This window comes from Micromonospora polyrhachis (genome assembly GCF_014203835.1).
Taxonomy (GTDB): Bacteria; Actinomycetota; Actinomycetes; order Mycobacteriales; family Micromonosporaceae; genus Micromonospora_H; species Micromonospora_H polyrhachis.
The window spans coordinates 533,709-551,852 of the sequence record NZ_JACHJW010000001.1; the positions used below are offsets into that span (position 1 = coordinate 533,709).

18 protein-coding genes are annotated in these 18,144 nt (G+C 69.4%); 9 read left to right on the forward strand and 9 right to left on the reverse strand.

The genetic code is table 11. The annotated features are described in order from the left end of the window. Positions 1 to 116 precede the first annotated feature (116 nt). The gene (locus FHR38_RS02085; RefSeq protein ID WP_184539125.1) at positions 117 to 1,352 is read left to right on the forward strand and encodes an IS110 family RNA-guided transposase; all 1,236 of its coding nucleotides are present in this window, start codon (positions 117 to 119) and stop codon (positions 1,350 to 1,352) included. A gap of 3 nt (positions 1,353 to 1,355) precedes the next feature. Here FHR38_RS02085 and FHR38_RS02090 read toward each other — a convergent pair whose 3' ends face one another. The 3 genes from FHR38_RS02090 to FHR38_RS02100 form a co-directional block, all read right to left on the reverse strand. Beyond that, positions 1,356 to 2,165: an ABC transporter ATP-binding protein gene (locus FHR38_RS02090; protein WP_184532284.1), complete on the reverse strand. Its 810-nt coding sequence runs from the start codon at positions 2,163 to 2,165 to the stop codon at positions 1,356 to 1,358. A gap of 76 nt (positions 2,166 to 2,241) precedes the next feature. Beyond that, on the reverse strand, positions 2,242 to 3,333 hold the full coding sequence (locus FHR38_RS02095; protein ID WP_246446252.1) for a FecCD family ABC transporter permease: 1,092 nt from the start codon (positions 3,331 to 3,333) through the stop codon (positions 2,242 to 2,244). Beyond that, positions 3,330 to 4,376, reverse strand: coding sequence for a FecCD family ABC transporter permease (locus FHR38_RS02100; RefSeq protein ID WP_184532286.1), 1,047 nt, complete (start codon positions 4,374 to 4,376; stop codon positions 3,330 to 3,332). Before FHR38_RS02100 ends, FHR38_RS02095 begins: the two co-directional genes overlap by 4 nt. Positions 4,377 to 4,496: 120 nt before the next feature. On the opposite strand from FHR38_RS02100, the gene FHR38_RS02105 reads away from it, so the two are divergent. Both FHR38_RS02105 and FHR38_RS02110 read left to right on the forward strand, forming a co-directional pair. Then, a complete protein-coding gene (locus tag FHR38_RS02105; RefSeq protein ID WP_184532289.1) occupies positions 4,497 to 4,874 on the forward strand; it encodes a VOC family protein in 378 nt (125 codons plus the stop codon). Positions 4,875 to 4,943: 69 nt separating this feature from the next. Further along, positions 4,944 to 5,504 carry a histidine phosphatase family protein gene (locus tag FHR38_RS02110; RefSeq protein ID WP_184532291.1) on the forward strand — a complete coding sequence of 187 codons (561 nt, stop codon included), beginning with the start codon at positions 4,944 to 4,946 and terminating at the stop codon, positions 5,502 to 5,504. 123 nt (positions 5,505 to 5,627) lie between these two features. Here the strand turns inward: FHR38_RS02110 and FHR38_RS02115 are convergent, their stop codons facing one another. The 3 genes from FHR38_RS02115 to FHR38_RS02125 all read right to left on the reverse strand — a co-directional run bounded on the left by FHR38_RS02115 (position 5,628) and on the right by FHR38_RS02125 (position 8,359). After that, positions 5,628 to 5,846 carry a hypothetical protein gene (locus FHR38_RS02115; protein WP_184532293.1) on the reverse strand — a complete coding sequence of 73 codons (219 nt, stop codon included), beginning with the start codon at positions 5,844 to 5,846 and terminating at the stop codon, positions 5,628 to 5,630. Between the two features lie 76 nt (positions 5,847 to 5,922). Beyond that, positions 5,923 to 7,833, reverse strand: coding sequence for an ABC transporter ATP-binding protein (locus FHR38_RS32730; RefSeq protein ID WP_281384781.1), 1,911 nt, complete (start codon positions 7,831 to 7,833; stop codon positions 5,923 to 5,925). Next, on the reverse strand, positions 7,823 to 8,359 hold the full coding sequence (locus tag FHR38_RS02125; RefSeq protein WP_184532295.1) for a TlpA family protein disulfide reductase: 537 nt from the start codon (positions 8,357 to 8,359) through the stop codon (positions 7,823 to 7,825). Before FHR38_RS02125 ends, FHR38_RS32730 begins: the two co-directional genes overlap by 11 nt. Positions 8,360 to 8,661: 302 nt before the next feature. Between FHR38_RS02125 and hrpA the strand changes: the two genes are divergently transcribed. Next, entirely contained in the window at positions 8,662 to 12,789 is a 4,128-nt protein-coding gene (gene hrpA, locus FHR38_RS02130; protein ID WP_184532297.1) for an ATP-dependent RNA helicase HrpA, read from the forward strand. Between the two features lie 48 nt (positions 12,790 to 12,837). On the opposite strand, the gene FHR38_RS02135 is transcribed toward hrpA, so the two are convergent. Beyond that, positions 12,838 to 13,434, reverse strand: a complete 597-nt coding sequence (locus FHR38_RS02135) for a hypothetical protein (RefSeq protein ID WP_184532299.1) — start codon at positions 13,432 to 13,434, stop codon at positions 12,838 to 12,840. 162 nt (positions 13,435 to 13,596) lie between these two features. Between FHR38_RS02135 and FHR38_RS02140 the strand changes: the two genes are divergently transcribed. Next, positions 13,597 to 14,022, forward strand: coding sequence for a hypothetical protein (locus tag FHR38_RS02140; protein WP_221448886.1), 426 nt, complete (start codon positions 13,597 to 13,599; stop codon positions 14,020 to 14,022). Between the two features lie 146 nt (positions 14,023 to 14,168). Next, a complete protein-coding gene (locus FHR38_RS02145) occupies positions 14,169 to 14,666 on the forward strand; it encodes a YcxB family protein (RefSeq protein ID WP_184532303.1) in 498 nt (165 codons plus the stop codon). Here the strand turns inward: FHR38_RS02145 and FHR38_RS33470 are convergent. Beyond that, complete coding sequence (locus FHR38_RS33470; RefSeq protein WP_184532305.1) at positions 14,632 to 14,883, reverse strand: DUF397 domain-containing protein; 252 nt, start codon at positions 14,881 to 14,883, stop codon at positions 14,632 to 14,634. The genes FHR38_RS02145 and FHR38_RS33470 overlap by 35 nt on opposite strands. Positions 14,884 to 14,998: 115 nt before the next feature. Next, on the reverse strand, positions 14,999 to 15,418 hold the full coding sequence (locus FHR38_RS02155) for a pyridoxamine 5'-phosphate oxidase family protein (RefSeq protein WP_184532307.1): 420 nt from the start codon (positions 15,416 to 15,418) through the stop codon (positions 14,999 to 15,001). A gap of 239 nt (positions 15,419 to 15,657) precedes the next feature. Between FHR38_RS02155 and FHR38_RS02160 the strand changes: the two genes are divergently transcribed. The 3 genes from FHR38_RS02160 (at position 15,658) to FHR38_RS02170 (ending at position 17,925) form a co-directional block, all read left to right on the forward strand. Next, on the forward strand, positions 15,658 to 16,866 hold the full coding sequence (locus FHR38_RS02160) for a TIGR04053 family radical SAM/SPASM domain-containing protein (protein ID WP_312881731.1): 1,209 nt from the start codon (positions 15,658 to 15,660) through the stop codon (positions 16,864 to 16,866). After that, a complete protein-coding gene (locus FHR38_RS02165; RefSeq protein ID WP_184532311.1) occupies positions 16,863 to 17,393 on the forward strand; it encodes a putative zinc-binding protein in 531 nt (176 codons plus the stop codon). The genes FHR38_RS02160 and FHR38_RS02165 overlap by 4 nt, the downstream gene beginning before the upstream one ends. 64 nt (positions 17,394 to 17,457) lie before the next feature. Then, positions 17,458 to 17,925, forward strand: coding sequence for a hypothetical protein (locus tag FHR38_RS02170; RefSeq protein WP_184532312.1), 468 nt, complete (start codon positions 17,458 to 17,460; stop codon positions 17,923 to 17,925). Positions 17,926 to 18,144: the final 219 nt, after the last annotated feature.

An 18,144-nucleotide genomic window follows, 5' to 3' on the forward strand; every position in this document is an offset into this window, starting at 1 on the left:
GATCGCTGATGGGATGTCGTGCCCGTCCGGTTGCGGCGTGAGCACTGCTTCATTAGGTCGCTGATGGTTCTCCTCCTGGCTACCGGAGGTGATCGATTCGACAGGTGGGAGACGTGTTGCTGTTCGTGGGAGATGACTGGGCGGAGGACCACCACGACGTCGAGCTGATGGATGCTTCCGGCCGCCGGTTGGCCAAGGCTCGGCTGCCCGAGGGCGTCACGGGGATCACCCGGCTGCACGCGATGATCGGCCAATGGTTCGGCGACGACCCCGCCGACACCGCCGACATTGCCGCGCGGGTGAAGATCGGTATCGAGACCGACCGGGGGCCGTGGGTCCAGGCGCTGGTCGCCGCCGGATACACGGTGTACGCGGTCAATCCGTTGCAGGCGGCCCGCTATCGGGAACGGCTCGGCGTGTCCGGTGCCAAGAGCGACACGGCCGACGCGCACATGCTGGCCGACATGGTGCGCACCGACTCGCACCAACTGCGCCCGGTCGCCGGGGACAGCGCCGAGGCCGAGGCGGTCAAGGTCGTTACCCGGACACACAAGACGCTGATCTGGGAACGCACCCGGGCCGGGCAGCGGCTGCGGCACGCGTTGCGGGAGTACTTCCCCGCCGCCCTCGCAGCGTTCGAGGACCTCGACGCCGCCGACACCCTGGAACTGCTTGCGAAGGCACCCGACCCGGCGAGCGCCGCGAGGCTGAGTATCAGCCAGATCAGCGCGGCCCTCAAACGCGCCCGCCGCCGTGACATCCCGACGAAGGCTGCCGCGATCCAGGCCGTCCTGCGCGCCGAGCACCTCGGCCAGCCGGCCCTGGTCACCGCCGCGTACGCCGTGTCGGTGCGTGCCCTGGTCGCGCTGCTGGCCACCCTCAACGAGCAGGTCAAGACCCTGCAAGGGCAGGTCGAGGCCCATTTTGGCCAGCACCCGGATGCTGAGATCATCCTGTCCCAGCCCGGACTCGGTGTCGTCCTCGGCGCCCGGGTGCTCGCTGAGTTCGGTGACGACCACGACCGGTACGCCTCGGCCAAGGCCCGCAAGAACTACGCCGCGACCAGCCCGATCACCCGTGCGTCCGGCAAGAAGAAGACCGTCGCTGCCCGGTTTGTCCACAACGACCGGCTCATCGACGCGCTGATGACCCAGGCGTTCACCGCACTGACGACCTCGCCGGGTGCCCGCGCCTACTACGACCGGCAACGCGCCCGCGGCACTAGCTACAACGCCGCGCTGCGGCAACTCGCCAACCGGCTCGTCGGCATCCTGCACGGATGCCTCAAAACCGGCAGCCTCTACGACGAGGCGACCGCCTGGTCGCATCACCTCACCAAGGCCGCTGCTTGACATTCAAGCTCCTGGGATGTCTTTCATCAGGGATGGTGTGGTGAGCGTGGGGACGACCATCGGCGCCCCGGTCACCGGGCAGGGCACGACCACACAGTCGAGCCCGAAGACGTCACGGACCAGGTCCGCGGTAAGGATCTCGCGGGGCGCACCGGCCGCGACCACCACACCGCCGCGCATGGCGATCAGGTGGTCGGCGTAGCGGGCCGCCTGGTTGAGGTCGTGCAGGACGGCCACCACGGTACGGCCGCGGTCGACCCGCAACTGGTGCAGCAGATCCAGGATCTCCACCTGGTGGGCCAGGTCGAGGAAGGTGGTCGGCTCGTCGAGCAGCAACGCCTCGGTCTCCTGGGCCAGGGTCATCGCGATCCAGACCCGTTGCCGCTGTCCGCCGGAGAGGGTGTCCACCGGCCGGTCGGCGAGGCCGTCGACGTTGGCCAGGGCCATCGCCTCGGCCACCGCCGCCCCGTCCTGGGCCGACCACTGCCGCCACCACCGCTGGTAGGGCTGCCGGCCGCGGCCGACCAGGTCGGCAACGGTGACTCCCTCCGGCACGAGCGGACTCTGCGGCAGGACGCCCAGCCGCCGGGCCACCTCCCTGGTCGGCAGTTCCCGGATCGCCGTACCGTCCAACAGCACGGTGCCCTGACTCGGGGTGAGTAGCCGGGCCATGGTGCGGAGCAGGGTGGACTTGCCGCAGGCGTTGGGACCGACGATGACGGTGAAGGCGCCCGACGGCAGTTCGACGTCGAGTCCGTCGATGACGATCCGATCGTCGTAACCGACGACGAGGTCGCGCGTGGAGAGCTTCACGGGTTCCTCCGGACGGTGACGGGACTCATCAGGTGACCTTCCAGCAGCGCCATCAGGCGACCTTCCGTCGCCCACATCAGGCAGCCCTCCGTCGGCCACGGACCAGCAGGAAGATCAGGTATGGGCCCCCGATGGCTGCGGTGAGCACCCCGGCCGGCAGTTGGGTCGGGGCGAACAGCCGCCGACCGGCGAGGTCGGCCAGCACGACCAGCACCGCGCCGACCAGTGCGGCGCAGACCAGTGGGGGGCGTTCCGCCCGGACCAGCCGCCGAGCGACCTGGGGGGCCACCAGGGCCACGAAATCCACCGCGCCGACCTGGGCGGTGACCGACGCGGCGGCAAGGACACCGGTGGTGGCCAGGCCGACCCGCCGGGCGGTGGGCCGCAGGCCGAGGCCGCGGGCCGTGTCGTCGTCGAGCGCGCTGCTGTTCAACGCCCAGCCGGCCCAGAGCAGCACCGGCAGCAGCACCACGAGGGTGATCGCGATGTACGTCGCCTCGGTCCACCCTTTGCCGGCGAGGGTGCCGACAAGCCAGATCTGCGCCCGCATCCCGTCGATCGGGTCGGCGGAGAGGAGCACCACCTCGGTCAGTGCGCGCAGCGCCATCGCGACGGCGACCCCGGCCAGGACGAACCGCTGGGCGGCCAGACCGTGTTTGGAGCCCAGCGCCAGCAGTGCGGCGGCGGCGAACAGGCCACCGGCCAGGGCGGCGGGTGCGACCAGGGCGGCGGCGACTCCGGTGGTCAGCGCGATGGTGGCGGCCAGGCCGGCGCCCTGGGTGATGCCGATGATGTCCGGGCTGGCCAGCGCGTTGCGGGAAACGCTCTGGATCAGGGTGCCGGCAATGCCGAAGGCGGCCCCGGCCACGACCGCGAGGACGATGCGGGGCAGCCGCAGGTCGAGCACGACCAGGTCGTACGGGGTGCCGGCACCGGAGAGCGAGCGTAGTACGTCGACCGGAGCGACGTACGGGGTGCCCAGGGACAGACTCAGCACCATGGCGGCGAAGAGTACGACCAGCAGTCCGACCGCCACGAACACGGATCGGCGGCGAACGAGCAGGCTGGCCCGGCCGAGCCGGAGCAGGGTTCGGTTTCCGGGCCGCGTGGTCGATGCCGTCGTGACGGCCAAAGCCCGGTCGGCGGTACGTTCGCGAAGTGTGGTCATGAGGTCACCACGCGGGCTCGACGGACCATGATCACCAACAGGGGCGCTCCGATCAGGGCGGTGACGATGCCGGCCGGGATCTCGCCGGGCGGGGCGATCAGCCGCCCGATGATGTCGGCGGCGAGCAGCAGCACCGGCCCGAGCAGGCCGGAGACGAGCAGGGTCCATCGGTGGTCGGTGCCGACCAGGGCACGGGCGAGGTGCGGCACGGCGAGCCCGACGAAGGCGATCGGACCGGCCGCCGCGACCCCCGCCCCGATGAGCAGCACGGCGGCGGCACCGCCGCTGAGGCGTACCAGCCCGACCCGGTGTCCCAGTCCCCGGGCGACGTCGTCGCCGAGGGCCAGGGCGTCCAGGCCCCGGGCGGCCACGGCGGCAAGCATCAGCCCGACCAAAGCGAAGGGGACGACCTGAGCGGCGACGGTGGCGTCCCGGCCGGCGATTCCACCGACCACCCAGAACCGGTATTCCTCGAAGGTGCGGGCATCGATGCTGAGCAGGGCGACCACGATCGCGCCGAAGCTCGCGTCCATGGCGACGCCGACCAGGGCGAGGGTCACCGGATTGGCACCGTCGCGGGTCCGGTTGGCGATACCGAAGACGAGCAGGCCGGCAACGAGGGCACCGGCGATACCGAACCAGACGTACCCGGCGAGAGTTCCGACGCCGAAGACCGCGATGGCGACGACCACGCCGAGTGAGGCACCGGCGCTGATGCCCATGATCCGGGGTTCCGCGAGTGGGTTACGGGTCAGGGCCTGCAACAGCACACCGGAGACCGCCAGCGCCGCCCCGACGACGAGCCCGATGGCCGTACGGGGCATGCGTAGTTCCCAGATGATGATGCTGGCCTCGCTGCCGTCCGCCGCGACGAGGGCGTGCCAGACCTGCGCCGGGGAGAGCGGCTTGCTGCCGATGGCGAAGCTCGCCAGTACCGCCAGCCCGAGCAACGCCAGCGCCCCGACCGCGACGGCCAGTCGGCGGCGGTCACGCCGGGGCGGACTTGTCTCCAGCCCGGCCGACTGGACCGCAACGGTGGTCACTTGATCTCGCCCTCTCGCATTAGGTTCGGCTAACCTTATGACCTGGTCAGCCCGCTGGTTAGCCGGGGATGGCCGAAGTCACGATGGTCGACGTGCCAGCCAACCGGGAAGGGACCGGATGTGATCGCGGCCCTGCAATGCGTGGTACTGGACTGTTCCGACGTCGCCAAACTGGCGCACTTCTACCGGTCCCTGCTCGGCGGTACGGTCAACCAGCCCGACCGGCGGTGGAGCCTGGACGACGACTGGGCCACGCTGCACACCGGCGCCGGCCTGGTGCTGGCGTTCCAACGGGTGGCGGAACACCGGCCGCCCCGGTGGCCCGACCCCACCCGTCCCCAACAGTTCCACCTCGACCTGGGCGTACCCGACCTGGACGCGGCCGAGCGGGAGGTGCTCGCGGCCGGGGCCACCTTGCTCGATGCGGGGGACCCCGCCCGGGGATGGCGGGTCTACGCCGACCCGGCCGGGCACCCGTTCTGTTTCGTCCGCGAATGATGTTCGGCCTGCTCCGGCTCACCGGCGGTACGCCGGGCGGGTAGGCCGGATGTCGGGCAAGCTGTCGGGGTGGCGGTCGACATCGTCTTCGAGCCTCCCGCACCGACCACCGACGAGGAGGCCGGTCGGATCAGCGGCTGGCGTTCGGGGGTGCTCTCCGCGTACGGCCGTAGTCGTGCCCGGCAACTCGGTGAGCGGCACCGGGCCGACGGCATCACCGGGGTGTTCTGTTCCGACCTGGACAGCGTGGTGCAGACCGTGGAGATCGCCTTTCCGCACCGGGGCATCCCGGTCCACCGGGACACCCGGTTGCGCGAGTGTGACTACGGAGACTTCGACGGTATGCCGGTGGCCGAGTTCGCCCCCCTCCGGTCACGCCACCTCGACCAGCCATTCCCGCGTGGGCAGAGCTACCGTCAGGTGGTCGACCAGACCCGGGGGTTCCTGCGCGATCTGGCGGCGGCGTGGGATGGGCGACGGGTGCTGGTGGTCGCCCACACCGCCAACCGGTGGGCATTCGACCACCTGCTCACCGGTGTGCCGCTGGAGAATCTGCTCGACGCGCCGCTGCACTGGCCGGAACGCGGGCAGTACCGCCTGCCAACGGGTGGCATAGAACACCGGCATTGACCGGCTATGCCGCCCTCGCCTCGGAGCCTTCGGTGTCAGGTGGAACGCCCGGCGGGCAGGCGGGGGTGGTCACGTCGATCCACTCGCCGCGACCACCACCGCAGCCGGGGTGGAGAAGTCGGTTCAGCAGGTGCCGATACCGGACCGGTAGGTGCAGGTGCAGGTGTACTTGTTGCCGCTGGAGTCGCACACGCACCGGGTGTAGTAGGGCCGCTCACCCGAGCAGTAACAGTAGGAGCCCCACCACCACGAGTTGGGGGTGCAGGTGGCCGCCGACGCGGTCACCCTCGGGACGATCAGGCCCAGAATCCGGTCGCTGATGGCTCCGACGAGTCGAACCATGTCTTCCTCCGCTCTCAGGACATCGTCAAGGGATCCATTTACGCTAGACGATCTATCCGACCTCTACGACTCGACCTTAATCGATAGTTATCGAATCTTGATGGTCGACTCGGCCCGGGTCGGACGCCGGATCCGAATCGAGCTGATAGCCGGCGGCCTGGAGACGGAACAGGCGGGCGTAGGCCCCCTCCGCCGCCAGCAGTACCTCGTGCCCGCCCTGTTCGACGACGGTCCCGTCGGCGACCACCACTATCCGGTCCGCCGCCCGGATCGCACCGAGCCGATGCGAGACGAGCACGCTGGTACGGCCTTCCCGGTGCTGGCGCAGCCGGGTGTGCAGTTCGTGCTCGGCCTCCGCGTCCAGTCCCGCGCTCGGCTCGTCGAGGATCATCAGGTCACCTCGGTCGCGCAGAAAGGCCCGGGCCAGCGCCACCCGCTGCCACTGACCGCCGGAGAGACGAATCCCGGTTTCCGGGTCGCCCTGGTCGGACTCGCCGAAGAACAGTCGGGTCAACAGGGTGTCGTAACCGCGCGGCAGCGAACTGAGCAGATCGTGGACTCCGGCCCGGCGGGCGGCGGTGTGCAGACGTTCCGGGTCGTCGAGCACCGACAGGTCCCCCAGGGCGACGTTCTCCCGGGCGGTGAGGTCGTACTCCATGAAGTCCTGGAAGACCGCACCGATACGCTGACGCAGCTGGGCGGCATCGACCGTACGAAGATCGACACCGTCCCAGGTGATCGCCCCCCGCGTGGGGTCGTAGAAGCGGCAGAGCAGTTTCACGATGGTGCTCTTACCCGCCCCGTTGAGCCCGACCATGCCGGTCGCCATCCCCGCTGGAATGCGCAGGTTGAGGCCGCGCAGCACCCAGGGATGCTCGTCGCCGTAGCGGAACCACACATCGTGGAACTCGATGCCGTCGCGCAGCAGCGGCAACTCGACCGGTCGGGCCGGCACCGGAAGATCCGGTTCGGCGTCGACCACCGAGACGTAGTGGTCGAACAACAGCAACTGCTCGTGCGCCTGCGCCACCGCGTTGACCAGGGCATTTATCCCGCTCTGCACCCCGGCGACGGCGGCGATCACCATCGACACGTCACCCACGCTGAGTTGGTTCGACCGCGCCGCCTGGATGGCCCAGATCAGGGCGGCACCCGACACCACTGCCCCGAGCCCCGCCAACCCGCCCTGAACCACCAGCACCCGCTGATCGACCCGGCGCCGGGCCCGATTGGCGGTACGCCGTTCGGAGAGCATCCGCCCCCGAAGGAAACCCCCCACCCCGAACAGCCTGATCTCCTTGGCCGCGTGGACGCTGTCCAACAGGCCCCGGTAGAACATCTCCCGGCGTTCGGTCGGACCGATCTGCCACAGCACCCCGGCCCGCCGCCGAGCCAGCGCCAGCTCGGCGGCCAGCACGGGTACGGCGGTCAACAGCACCAACAACGTGATCATCGGACTCAACAGGCTCAACGAGCCGACGAAACCGACGAGCGTGACCGCGCCCCGCAGCAGACCAAAGCCGGCCTCCACCACCTGGGCAGGGGTCGCCGCCCCCTGTTGGGCCAGCCGCAGCCGGTCCAGGAAGACCGGATCCTCGAACTTGACCAGCCCGACGAACCGCTCCACCGCCCCGTACAACCGGTCCTCGGCGACCAGCGCGACGGCCCGATCGATCTCCGCGCGCAGATAGTCGCCGAGCCGGGGCAGCATCGCCATCGTCACTCCGGCCAACGCCAGCAGCACCGCCAGACCGGACAGTCCGGCGCCCCCGGCGGTTAGCCGGTCGATGACCAGCTTCAACAGCCAGGCGGTCGCGACCGGGACACCGGCCGCCGCCAGCGCGACCAGCCCGTACGCGAGGGTGGCCAGGGGCGCGGCCTGCCAGGTGAGACGGGCGGCTGTGGTCGCCGCGACCAGCGACTTCCGACCTCCGAGACGGGTCGTGACCGGTGCGCTGCCGTCCATGATCACCAGTTCAGGCGACAACGGTCGACGGCAGCTCGTCCAGGGTGGATCCGCTGGCCAGCACCGTGCCCCGCTCGTCGACCAGGCAGAGGGCGGGGAAACCGTTGATCGCGAACGCCCGGGAGACCGCTCCGCCATCGGGCTCCACCACGACCTGGGCCACCGGGGTGAGCGCGGTGACCGCTTCGACGGCATCCGCCGGCGTACCGACCACGACCGCCAGCACCTGTGACCGACCGCCGGGCGCGGTGCCCGCGTACTCGATGAACTCCGGCATCCGCTCCCGGCAGGGGGCGCAGTGCGGAGAGAAGAACGAGACCACCGTACGACCGGCCAACCCGTCGCGGGAGACCCGTATACCGTCGATGGTGTCGGCCGTGAACTCGCCGACCGTGGCTCCGGCCGGCAGGATGATGTCAGAGCCGTGGCGCAACTCGGAAAGCTGCTCGGTGTGCTCCCGCAGCCGGCGGATCACCCCGAAGGTCAGCAACAGGTTGAGCAGGCCAATGAGTCCGACGACGACCATTCCCACCCACACGTACGACATGAAACCGCTCCTCACGTGAACTCGGCTTGCTCTTGGTTGCCGACGGACCGGTCCGGCCGGACAGACCCGAAGCGGTGCCGGACGGACCGAAGTTGTAGCGGTCGTGGCTGCCGGCGAAGCCGACCGACAACCATGGACATCACTGGATCAGGCTAAAGAAGATCTATATGTTCGCGCTACCCACGATCCACTTCGTCAGCCACCCGGCTCACGGAACCTCACGAAACCTCACCTGGGCGGCTTGGTCGAGGGGATAACTCGAAGGCAGTCGGAGATCGGTTGTGCCTATCCTTGGCGACGACATGCAGACGCCGCCAGACTCCCGTGCCCGTGCCGACCTCGCCGAACTTCGCTCCCGGCTGACCGAGCTGACCATCCGGGACCAGCGCCGTACCCAGCGCCGGCTCGACGGGGTCCGCAAGATCCGCGACCCCCAGCGACGCGAGTCGGCCCTGGCCGAGATCGAGGCGGAGGTGACCGCTGCCGAGGAGCGGCTGGCCAGTCGCCGGGCCGGCGTGCCGGTAGTCACCTATCCGGCCGGGTTACCGGTCAGCGAGAAGAAGGACGAGATCCTCGCCGCGATCCGCGACCACCAGGTGGTGATCGTCGCTGGCGAGACGGGCTCAGGAAAGACGACCCAGCTGCCGAAGATCTGCCTGGAGCTGGGACGGGGCGTACGCGGCATGATCGGGCACACCCAGCCGCGCCGGCTGGCCGCCCGTACGGTGGCGAACCGGATCGCCGAGGAGTTGGGCACCGAGCTGGGTCAGACGGTCGGCTACAAGGTGCGCTTCACCGACCAGGTCAGCGACGGCACCATGGTCAAGCTGATGACCGACGGCATCCTGCTCGCCGAGTTGCAACAGGACCGGATGCTGAGCCGGTACGACACGTTGATCATCGACGAGGCCCACGAGCGCAGCCTCAACATCGACTTCATCCTCGGTTACCTGAAGCAGCTACTCCCCCGCCGACCCGACCTCAAGGTGATCATCACCTCGGCCACCATCGACCCGCAGCGCTTCTCCCGGCACTTCGGTGGGACACCGAACGACCAGCCCAGCCGTGGTATACCGAACGACCAGCCCAGCGGTGGGACACCAAACGACCAGCCCAGCGGGGATGCACCGATCATCGAGGTGTCCGGACGGACGTACCCGGTGGAGGTGCGCTACCGGCCCCTCGTGCTCGACCTCGACGAGGACGGCGAGGAGGACGGCGAGAACGTCCGGGACCAGGTGCAGGCGATCAGCGACGCGGTCGAGGAGCTGGTCGCCGAGGGGCCCGGTGACATCCTGGTCTTCCTCAGCGGGGAACGAGAAATCCGGGACACCGCCGACGCGCTCGGCAAACTGGTCCAGTCCCGCCCCGCGCTACGCGGCACCGAGATCCTGCCGCTGTACGCCCGGCTCTCCAGCGCCGAACAGCACCGGATCTTCCAGGCGCACAGCACGCGACGGGTGGTGCTGGCCACCAACGTCGCCGAGACCTCGCTGACCGTCCCCGGCATCAAGTACGTCGTCGACCCCGGCACCGCCCGGATCTCCCGGTACAGCCACCGGTTGAAGGTGCAGCGGCTGCCGATCGAGGCGATCTCCCAGGCCTCGGCCAACCAGCGCAAGGGCCGGTGCGGTCGCACCTCGGACGGCATCTGCATCCGCCTCTACGACGAGCGGGACTTCCTGTCCCGGCCGGAGTTCACCGACCCGGAGATCCTGCGTACCAATCTCGCCTCGGTCATCCTCCAGATGACCGCGATCGGGCTGGGCGACATCGCTGCCTTCCCGTTCATCGACCCGCCGGACCGCCGCAACATCGCCGACGGGGTGAACCTGCTGCACGAGCTGGGTGCGTTGGAGCCGGTGGCCGGCGAGAGCGCCCAGCGGCTGACCCAACTGGGGCACCGGTTGGCCCAACTGCCGGTCGATCCCCGTCTGGCCCGAATGGTGCTGGAGGGCGAGCGCAACGGCTGCGCCACCGAGGTGGCGGTGATCGCCGCCGCGCTTTCGATCCAGGATCCACGGGAACGTCCGGCGGACAAGCAGGCCCAGGCCGACCAGGCACACGCCCGATTCGCCGACAAGGAGTCGGACTTCGCCGCGCTGCTCAACCTGTGGCGCTATCTACGGGAACAGCAGAAGGCGCTCTCCTCCAGCGCGTTCCGTCGCATGTGCAAAGCGGAGTACCTCAACTACCTGCGGGTACGCGAGTGGCAGGACATCTTCAGTCAGCTGCGCCAGGTGCTGCGTACCCTCGACAACGGACCGCGGCGGGGTTCGGAGGGCCGAGCAGAGCGGGGTTCCGACGGTGGAACGCCCCGGGGTGACAGCAGGGCCAAGCGGCTGGACGCGGACCAGGCCGGTGACGATGGCGAGATCGACACGCAGCGGATCCACCAGTCGCTGCTGGCCGGGCTCCTCTCCCATGTCGGGCTCAAGGACGCGCAGAAGCACGAGTACCTCGGTGCCCGGGGAGCCCGGTTCGCGCTCTTCCCCGGCTCGGCGCTGTTCAAGAAGCCACCGCGCTGGGTGATGGCCGCCGAGCTGGTGGAGACCTCCCGACTCTGGGGACGGGTCGCCGCCCGGGTGGAGCCGGAGTGGGTCGAGGCGCTCGCCGGTCACCTGGTCAAACGCAGCTACAGCGAGCCGCACTGGGAGAAGAAACAGGCCGCCGTGATGGCGTACGAGCGGGTCACCCTGTACGGCATCCCGCTGGCCACCGGCCGGAAGGTGAACTTCGGTCGGATCGACCCGGCGCTCTCCCGGGAGTTGTTCCTGCGGCACGCGCTGGTCGAGGGCGACTGGCAGACCCATCACCAGTTCTTCCAGGCCAACCGAGCACTGCTGGACGAGGTGGGCGAGTTGGAGAACCGGGCCCGCCGGCGCGACATCCTGGTCGACGACGAAACCCTGTTCGAGTTCTACGACCAGCGGGTGCCGGCCGATGTGGTCTCCGGGCGGCACTTCGACAGTTGGTGGAAGAAGACCCGCCGCGAGCAGCCCGACCTGCTCACCTTCGACCGGGAGATGCTGGTCAACCAGGGCAAGGGCGGGGTGGCTGCGACCGACTACCCGAACACCTGGCACTCCGAGGGGATGGCGCTTCCGCTGACCTACCGGTTCGAGCCGGGGGCCGACACCGACGGGATCACCGTCGACATCCCGCTGCCGATGCTCAACCAGGTACCGGCGGAGAGCTTCGACTGGCAGGTACCGGGGCTACGCGAGGAGCTGGTCGTCGCACTGATCCGGTCGCTACCCAAGGCCGTACGTCGGAACTTCGTCCCGGTGCCGGACTATGCGCGAGCGGTGCTGGCCCGGCTGCGGCCGGGCGCGGAACCGCTGCTCGACGCGCTGGCGCGGGAGCTGCGCCGGATGACCGGGGTGACCATTCCCCACGGTGCCTGGGATCTCGACCGGTTGCCGGCCCACCTGCGGCTCAACTTCCGGGTGGTCGACGAGGAGCAGAAGCCGGTCGCCGAGGGCCGTGATCTCACCGCCCTCCAGCAGCAGCTCAAGACGGAGGTACGCCGGGTCGTGGCCGCTGCCGCACCGGACGTCCAGCGCACCGGCCTGCGGGAGTGGAGCATCGGCACGCTGCCCCGCTCGGTGGAGCAGAACCGGGCCGGTTATCTGGTCACCGCCTATCCGGCGCTGGTGGACGAGGGCGACAGTGTCGGGGTCCGTGCCTTCGAGACCGAGGCCGAGCAGCAGGCGGCGATGTGGGCGGGCATCCGTCGACTGCTCCGGCTGACCATCCCCTCCCCGGCGAAGTTCCTCCAGGGTCGGCTCTCCAACGAGGCGAAGCTGGCGTTGAGTCGTAACCCGCACCGCAACGTGGTCGACCTGCTTGACGACGCGGCCGGCGCGGCCATCGACAAGCTGGTCTCGGACGCGGGTGGGCCAGCCTGGGACGCGGAGGGCTTCGCCGCCCTGCGCGACCGGGTCCGGGCCGATCTGGTGGACACTGTGGTCGAGGTGGTCGACCGGGTACGCCGGGTGCTGACCACGGCGTACGCGGTCGAGCAGCGGTTGGGGCGGACCAACAGCCTGACCATGGTGGCGGCGCTGGCGGACATCCGGGCGCAGCTCACCGGTCTGGTGCACCGGGGGTTCGTCACCGAGACCGGCTGGGCCCGGCTGGCCGATGTTCCCCGCTATCTGGCAGGCATCGAGCGCCGACTGGACAAGTTGCCGCAGAACCCGCAACGGGACCGGGAGCAGCAGTCCCGGATCGAGCAGGTGCAGAAGGAGTACCAGGAGATGTTGGCCGCCCTGCCGCCGAGCCGGCGCGACGACGACGCGGTACGGCAGATCCGCTGGATGATCGAGGAGTTGCGGGTGAACGTCTTCGCCCAGGCGCTCGGTACGCCGTACCCGGTCTCCGAGCAGCGAATCTACCGGGCGATGGACCTGGCCGAGGGGCGCTGACCGGTTTCCGGCGGTCCCGTCTTGCTCGCTTTCGAGCAGTGCGAGTGGTCAGACCGTGCCGGCCGGGATGTGTCGGACCCGGGCAAGCTGCCCAAAGCTGTGGCTTCCGCCGTACCACGTGCCGAACCCAGTGCCGGCGACGGTGCCGTAGGCACTGGTCGTCAGGTACCGCGTACCGGCCTCGTCCGTCCATTCCGAATGCTCTGGGTTCCCGACGGAGGTCCAGGTCACCCGAAGGGTGGTCGTCCTGCTGTCCTCCTGCTCGGTGCAGGTCTCGCTCTCGTCCTCGCCAAGGTGATAGGTGCAGGTGCGTCGCAGTTCCTGATAGGGCAGCTCAGCCGTGACCGCAGCGGCCTCCAGGGTGAAGTGGAAGTGGGTCACGGGAACGTCGTACGCGTTACGGAAGATCCAGTTGCAGACGCGGATGGTGTCAGTGGTCTCACACGAGTCATCGGCCCATTCGGCGTTGATCTTTACGATGCCGTTGATCCGGGAGACGTCCACATCCAGCGAGACGCTGCTGTCGTTGCTACGGAAGCCGGCGTGCGCGTGCTCGCTGGTCGAGTCTGCGGCGGCTGGCATCGCCGGTACAAGGGTGGCAGCTACGGCAAGGCCAGCAACGGTCAAGGCATGACGGAACTTCACGGAACCACTCCTCAGAGGACGCTCATGACGGCCTTGATATTAGATCAGGTTCGATGCCATCGTCCCAGCACGATCCGACGCTGACGCTCTTGCGTACGTCACCGTCGCCCGGCTCTCGTCACGCGTCACGGTGCCAGCCAGCACCGGCCTAGCATGGCCGCCATGCAGCATGGAACTGGCCCTGGAACTGGAACTGGCCCTGGTAAACGCTCATCCTGGCGACGCCACCTCATTCCCGTCGTTCTCCTGACCGCGCTGCTCGGGGTCTTCTGTGCCATTCCCATGGGCAACGCGGTGGGGCTGGTCACCGGAGAAGCGGTGACGGCGCAGGTCGAGGGCTGCGCCAAGGAGGGCAAGTACAACGTCTGCCGGGGCTCCTGGGTGTTCAGCGACGGAAGCAGCGGCACCGGACCCATCAATGGCGTCGGCGGTGACGACGTCGGCCGTGCGGTCGACGTCTGGGCGGTCCACGACCAGGCCACCACCAGCCGGCTCGCCTGGGCGACGACCCCCGCACTCTTCGGTGCGATCCTGATGGCCCTGGTCATCGCCGTTGGCGTCTCCCGGCGGGCGCGGACGCGCTTTTGACGGCACACGCAGTACGAGTCCGGTTGGTACGGCTGCTACATGACCGTGTCGACAAGTAGCCTCTGACAACGGACGGCCTCGACGATCCGGCCAGCGGGGCGGGCCAGGCGCTGCCCGGGGGCGGGTGGGGGCACTATCGTTCTGGCGTGCACATCCGTTTTGACATCCCAGCCGATCCCGCCTACCCAGGCCGTGTGGCTGCTGCGCTCAGCACTGTTCGGCTGCGCAAGTACGGTTATGTCGGCGCGGTGCTGGCGGTGGTCGGGGCGATCGGTTTCGCCGTCTCGCGGGGGTTCGCGTGGGGCGACTGGATCGCACCGCTGTGCACAGCGCTGGTCATGGGTGGCCTGCTGTCGATGCTGTACCCGCCGTGGGTGCGGTTACGTGCCCGGCGCCGCTCCAGTCGCTACGCTGTCGAGGGCGCCTACGACATCACCGACGACAACATCATGATGCGCAGCGGCTCGGAGTCCGGCGGCATCGCCTGGGACGGGGTCGCCCAGGTAAGGGACACCCCCGAGTTCTGGATCGTGTACGTCGGCCGGATGCCGGCGACCGTGATCCCACGCCGCTTGATGTCCGCCGAGGATGCCGAGACGCTGCGAGTCTTCATGGCCAGCCGTGGGCTGCTCCAGCTTCGGTGATCCCGTTTGCCGCGATGCGCGCGGCGGCTCGGACACCAATACCGTCACTCCCACGTTCGGGCGTACCCGGTTGGGCACCAAGAGGTCCGGGGACGCCACAAAACAGGCGACGATGCCAGGTCGTACTCTTCGGTCGCAGGTTGTCGGCGACCTCGACGCAGTCACCCGTGTTACCGCTACTCTTGCTGGACTTCCGCCAGACCGCGCCGGTACCCACGCATCCCGCGCTGATCTACGGACGGTTCGTCGGATGGGTACCGGGGAGATCTTGGCCGCTGTGTCCTGAGCGGCTGCCCCGCCGCGCCCGGCCGTAGGGGCGGGCGGAGCAGCCGTCAGTTCTCCGGGTAGGGGGTGACCCGGAGACCGGTGGCGATCTCCGGCCGGATGCGCAACACGCAGTCGGCCGGGTCGTCCGCACCGCAATCCAGCAGCGCTTCGTAGCGTGCCCGGTCCAGCGGGTCCCGTACCGGCTGGGCGACACCGGTGACGACCACGCTCCATCCGGTACGGGTGTCCGCGTCGATCTCGTCGGCCTCGTAGGCGACCACCGGGTCGGACTGCTCCGTCGTGCCGACGATCGGGGTGGTAAGGCTGGTCCGGATGATGACGTCACCTTCGTCGAGGATGTGGGGCACCGGGGGGATCGCCGGCAACGTCCGCTGGGTGAAGACCACCCGGCCCATGGTGACGCTGGCCAGTAGCCGTAGGGCCTCCTGTCGAGGCAGCTCCTCCAGCATCCGTCGGTTGTCCATCGTCCTCCTCCACCACCCGCCGCCACCACCGCACGCCGTCCATAGAGGACCTAACGGGAAAGCCATCGAGTCGGTCCCAGCCTGCCCGCACGCAGCGGCCTCGAACAAGGCCGGACGGCCCGAGCGGAAGGACCAAAGGTCCCGTGGGTGTACATGGGTCGTATCTCAGGACCTTGGGCCCGGCAATGATGCCCCCGGTTCCTCTTTCGGGTGGCGATCCGACCGCCCAGGGTGGAGATGTGGCGCTGACACCAAACCGGGGCACCCACGCCCGTGATGTCCGGATACCGAAGCAGGACGCCGCCGACCGGCCGTTCATCGTGATCTGGGAGGCGACGCAGGCGTGCCCGCTGGCCTGCCTACACTGCCGGGCCTCGGCACGTCCCAATCGTGACCCCCTCGAGCTGTCCACCGAAGAGGCGATCGACCTCATGGCGCAGGTGGCCGAGTTCGGCCGCCCGTCGCCCCTGTTCGTCATCACCGGGGGCGATCCCTTCCAACGTCCCGACCTGACCACGCTGGTCCGCCGAGGCACCGAACTCGGGCTGGCCATGTCGGTCTCCCCGTCCGGTACGCCCACCCTCACCCGGCAGGCGCTCGCCGACCTGCACGAGGCCGGTGCCCGGGCCATCTCGCTGAGCCTGGACGCGGCCGGCGCACAGGCACACGACGGCTTCCGCGGTGTCGAAGGCGTGTACGGACTGACCGTCCGGGCCTGGGAGGATGCCGTCGACCTGGGGCTGAGGGTCCAGATCAACACGACGGTGACCCGTAACAACGTCGGGGACCTGCCGGAAATCGCCGCCCAGGTGCGCGACCGGGGTGCCCTGCTGTGGAGTGTGTTCTTCCTGGTTCCCACCGGGCGGGGACGCGCGCTGCTGGGTCTCGACGCGGCCGAGACCGAGGACGTGCTCAACGTCCTGTACGACCTGGGCGAGACGGTGCCGGTCAAGACCACCGAGGCACACCACTTCCGGCGGGTCTGTCTGCAACGTGGTGTGCTGGCCCGCCATGACGTACCCGCGGCTGAGGCCCTCGGCCTGGGCCCGCTGTACCACCAACTGCGGAATCGACTCGAGGAGCTGGGGCTCACCGAGCAACATCGTCGTACCCGACGTCCGCCGCTGCGGGTCAGCGCCGGCAACGGCTTCGTCTTCATCTCCCACCACGGTGACGTCCACCCCAGCGGGTTCCTCCCGGTGCCCGGCGGCAACGTACGGCAGCAGCGTCTGCCCGACATCTATCGCACCTCGGAGCTCTTCACCGGACTGCGGGACGTCACCCGGCTACAGGGTCGGTGCGGAGACTGCGAGTTCCGGTCCGTGTGCGGCGGCTCCCGGGCCCGCGCCTACGCGGTCACCGGCGACCTGTACGCCGAGGAGCCGGTCTGCGGATACCAGCCCGGCTCGTTCCCGTACGCCGCGGACCTGGCGGAGTTGCTGTCGTGACCGTCGACGATCTACCGACCGAAGGCACGGGTCCTGCCCCCCGGAAGGAAACCGGCCGGGGCACCCGGCCGGGCGGTGACAAGCCACTGGTCTATTCCTGCTCGGGGTGTTCCAGCGCCGCGCAACTGGCCAACACCCTGGCGATCCGGCTGGATCGGCTGGGGGTGGCGGAGATGTCCTGCATCGCCGGCCTGGGCGGGGACGTGCCGTCCCTCGTACGCCTCGCCCGGTCCGGTCGACCGATCCTGGCCCTGGACGGCTGTCCGCTCGTCTGTGTCCAGGCGACCCTGCGCCGGCACGACATCACACCCGACGGCCATGTCGTCCTCAGCCGCTACGGCGTCCGTAAGCGTCGGCACGCCGACTTTGACGAAGAGGATGCGCAGCGGCTGTTGCCGGTGGCGACGACCGCCGTCGCCGCCCTTACCGCGGCGACGGCCGCCGCCCCTAACGCGTCGACGGATGACGAGGGGGCAGGGACGGAGCCGGCGAGCGGGGCGCAGAAGTCGTCACGACAGGACCTGTGACCATGCCGATCCCGGGACGTCGGGCTCTGCCCCGGGCACCCGGGCTAGTTGGACCCTCGACGATATGGATTTGATTCTTCTCGGTGTCACCGGCGTGCTGTTCTTCGTGGCCGGTCCCGTCATGGCGGTTCGTGGTCTCATCGGCCGTAAGGCCATCACCCAGGAGTTGGTTCAGCAGAGGATCGCCTTCCCGGCCGGCGGGAACCTCCCCGCCGGGTTGTCCCGGTACGCCGGCGTGCAGGTGCGCACCGGCGAGCAGGCGAAGGCCTACTCGGACCTTATCGGCAGTCACGTGGCCAAGGCGACCGGGGGGCGCACCTACGCGGAGATCTCCACTGAGTTGCAGGCGGGCGGGCGGACCGACGAGAAACTCGTGCGGTTGCGGGAGATGGCGTTCATGGGGCAGACCCTGCGCGGCGCGCTGCTCGGCGCCTACCAGGCCTCGCAGGTCACCCTCCTGGTGATCGGACTGGGCGCGCTCTTCACCGCTCTGGGGTTGACGTTCCTGGCGCTGGCCCTGATCGGGTCGTGACAGCACCGGACCCGCTCACCGTCGGCAGCGCACGGAGTGGCGTCACCGGGCGCGGTGACGGGTGAGGGTCGGGCCGACCCGAAGGACATCCGACGACGGGACCTATGACTCTGCCGCACAGAGCGGGCGGGCCAGCAGGCTGCACCTGACGGGTGTGCGGCCCTGCGGGGAGCGCAGCGCGGACATGGTGGTCGCGTCCTGCGACGCGGCGGCGGGAGG

What these genes read in the sequence shown, in the direction of transcription:
- FHR38_RS02095 (WP_246446252.1), bottom strand. Translation starts at nt 3,333, where the DNA reads ATGACCACACTTCGCGAACGTACCGCCGACCGGGCTTTGGCCGTCACG.
- FHR38_RS02115 (WP_184532293.1), bottom strand. Translation starts at nt 5,846, where the DNA reads ATGGTTCGACTCGTCGGAGCCATCAGCGACCGGATTCTGGGCCTGATC.
- FHR38_RS02125 (WP_184532295.1), bottom strand. Translation starts at nt 8,359, where the DNA reads ATGTCGTACGTGTGGGTGGGAATGGTCGTCGTCGGACTCATTGGCCTG.
- hrpA (WP_184532297.1), top strand. Translation starts at nt 8,662, where the DNA reads ATGCAGACGCCGCCAGACTCCCGTGCCCGTGCCGACCTCGCCGAACTT.
- FHR38_RS02140 (WP_221448886.1), top strand. Translation starts at nt 13,597, where the DNA reads ATGCAGCATGGAACTGGCCCTGGAACTGGAACTGGCCCTGGTAAACGC.
- FHR38_RS02155 (WP_184532307.1), bottom strand. Translation starts at nt 15,418, where the DNA reads ATGGACAACCGACGGATGCTGGAGGAGCTGCCTCGACAGGAGGCCCTA.
- FHR38_RS02170 (WP_184532312.1), top strand. Translation starts at nt 17,458, where the DNA reads ATGGATTTGATTCTTCTCGGTGTCACCGGCGTGCTGTTCTTCGTGGCC.